At 70.6% G+C, this 2,550-nt stretch carries 2 protein-coding genes; both read left to right on the top strand.

Translation table 11 applies throughout. The features are described 5' to 3' along the window. Positions 1 to 382, top strand: a 382-nt coding sequence (locus tag HMPREF0731_RS19795; RefSeq protein WP_007005992.1) for an AAA family ATPase, incomplete at its 5' end; no start/stop codon positions are given. Between the two features lie 54 nt (positions 383 to 436). Next, a partial coding sequence (locus tag HMPREF0731_RS19790; RefSeq protein WP_007005991.1) for a DNA gyrase subunit B occupies positions 437 to 2,550 on the top strand: 2,114 nt, incomplete at its 3' end.

Raw genomic sequence — 2,550 nt, 5'->3', positions numbered from 1 at the left:
CGCCGCCGCCGGCGGCGCCCGCCAGGGCGCGCACCGCACCGATCTGCGCCTGGTGCTGCTGCCTAAACAGATCCCGGCCGAGCTCTGCTCCACCGGCGAGCAGAAGGCGCTGCTGGTCAGCACCGTGCTGGCCCAGGCGGCGCTGGTGGCCTCGCATCGCGGCTTCGCGCCGCTGCTGCTGCTGGACGAGGTGGCGGCGCATCTCGACCCCGAGCGCCGCGCGGCGCTGTTCGCGGCGCTCGACGCCCTGCCGGCGCAATGCTTCCTGACCGGCACGGAGGAGGCGCCCTTCGCGCCGCTGCGGGGCCATGCGCAACTCTTCGCGGCCAGCCCCGGCAGCCTGGCGGAAAATGCCGATTTCCCCGTGTCCCGGGCCTCGTGAAGTGCTAGAAAAACCTGTCTTTCCGACCGTCCTGAGCAGGAGTTTCCCGCCGGCATGAGTGAGTCCGCGCGCGCTTCGTCCCCCGCCCCCGAGCCGCAGGCGGACGCCTATGACAGCGCCTCCATCACCGTGCTGCGCGGCCTCGAAGCCGTCCGCAAGCGCCCGGGCATGTATATCGGCGACACCGATGACGGCTCCGGCCTGCACCACATGGCGTTCGAGATCATCGACAACGCGGTGGACGAGGCGCAGGCCGGCTACGCCACGCGCTGCGACGTGGTGCTGAACGCCGATGGCTCGGTCACCGTCACCGATGACGGCCGCGGCATCCCGACCGACATCCATGCCGAGGAAGGCGTCTCCGCCGCCGAGGTGGTGCTGACCCGCCTGCATGCCGGCGGCAAGTTCAACCAGAACTCCTACAAGGTCTCGGGCGGCCTGCACGGCGTCGGCGCGGCGGTGGTGAACGCGCTGTCCGAATGGATGGACGTGACCATCTGGCGCAACGGCCAGGAGCACTTTCTTCGGTTCGAGCATGGCGACACGGTGCAGCCGCTCAAGGTGGTCGGCCCCTCCGACCACAAGAACGGCACGCGCGTCACCTTCAAGCCCTCGGCCGGCACCTTCACCCGCACCGAATACGAATTCGCCATCCTGGAGAAGCGCCTGCGCGAGCTGGCCTTCCTCAATTCCGGCCTGGCCATCACGCTGCGCGACGAGCGCCCCGTGGCCCTGGGCGAGCCGGCGAAGGAAACCGCCTTCCGCTTCGAGGGCGGGCTGGTCGCCTTCGTCGAATGGCTGGACCGCTCGAAGGAGCCGCTGTTCAAGCCGGCCATCAGCCTGCGCGCCAAGGAAGGCACCGGCATCCAGGTCGAGCTGGCGATGTGGTGGAACAACAGCCCGCACGAGCTGGCGCTGTGCTTCACCAACAACATCCCGCAGCGCGATGGCGGCACCCACCAGGCCGGCTTCCGCCAGGCGCTGACCCGCGTGGTGATGAAATACGCCGAGGAGCTGGCCAAGAAGGAAAAGGTCGAGCTGTCCGGCGAGGATATGCGCGAAGGCCTGACCGCGGTCATCTCGGTCAAGGTGCCGGACCCGAAGTTCAGCTCCCAGACCAAGGACAAGCTGGTCTCCTCCGAGGTGCAGCCGGTGGTGCAGGCGGCCGTCGCCGACGCGCTCTCCCACTGGTTCGAGACGCATCCGAAGGAGGCGCGCCAGGTCCTCGACCAGGTCGTGCTCGCCGCCGCCGCGCGCAAGGCGGCGCAGCTGGCGCGCGAGAAGGTGGGGCGCAAGAACGCGCTCGACATCTCGACGCTGCCCGGCAAGCTGGCCGACTGCCAGGAGAAGGACCCGACCAAGTGCGAGCTGTTCCTGGTCGAGGGTGACTCGGCCGGCGGCTCCGCCAAGCAGGGGCGCGACCGCCGCTTCCAGGCGATCCTGCCGCTGAAGGGCAAGATCCTGAACGTCGAGCGCGCGCGCATCGACAAGATGCTCTCCTCGGCCGAGATCGGCACGCTGATCACCGCCCTCGGCACCGGCATCGGCACCGGGCCGGTGGAGCGCGGCGGCTTCTCCGCCGACAAGCTGCGCTACCACCGCATCGTCATCATGACCGACGCGGATGTCGACGGCTCGCATATCCGCACCCTGCTGCTGACCTTCTTCTTCCGGCAGATGCCGGAGCTGCTGGCGCGCGGGCATCTCTACATCGCCCAGCCGCCGCTCTACCGCGCCAAGCGCGGGCAGGAGGAGCGCTACCTGAAGGATGACCGCGCGCTCGAGGATTTCCTGCTCGAGAAGGCGCTGCACAACGCCACGCTGCGCTTCGCCGATGGGCAGGAGGCGCAGGGCGCGGCGCTGCGCGAGCTGGTGGAAGGGCTGCGCCAGACGGCGCACCGCATCCGCCGCCTCTCGGCCAACCTGCCGGCCGAGATGGTGGAGCAGGCGGCGATCGCCGGCGCGCTGACCGCCGACACCGACCGCGCCCTGGCCGCGGCGCCGGCGCTGGCCGCGCGGCTGGATGCCATCTCCCGCCCGACCGAGCGCGGCTGGAAGGTCACCGCCGATGCCGCCGGCCTGGCGATGAGCCGCACCGTGCGCGGCGTGGTGGAGCGCCACCGCATCGACCCCGCCGGGCTGCGCAGCCCGGAGGCGCGCTGGCTGGC

It is taken from the genome of Pseudoroseomonas cervicalis ATCC 49957, from assembly GCF_000164635.1.
Classification (GTDB): domain Bacteria; phylum Pseudomonadota; class Alphaproteobacteria; order Acetobacterales; family Acetobacteraceae; genus Pseudoroseomonas; species Pseudoroseomonas cervicalis.
The sequence above is the reverse complement of the archived record's forward strand: the minus strand, read 5'-3'. Positions and strand labels throughout refer to the sequence as shown.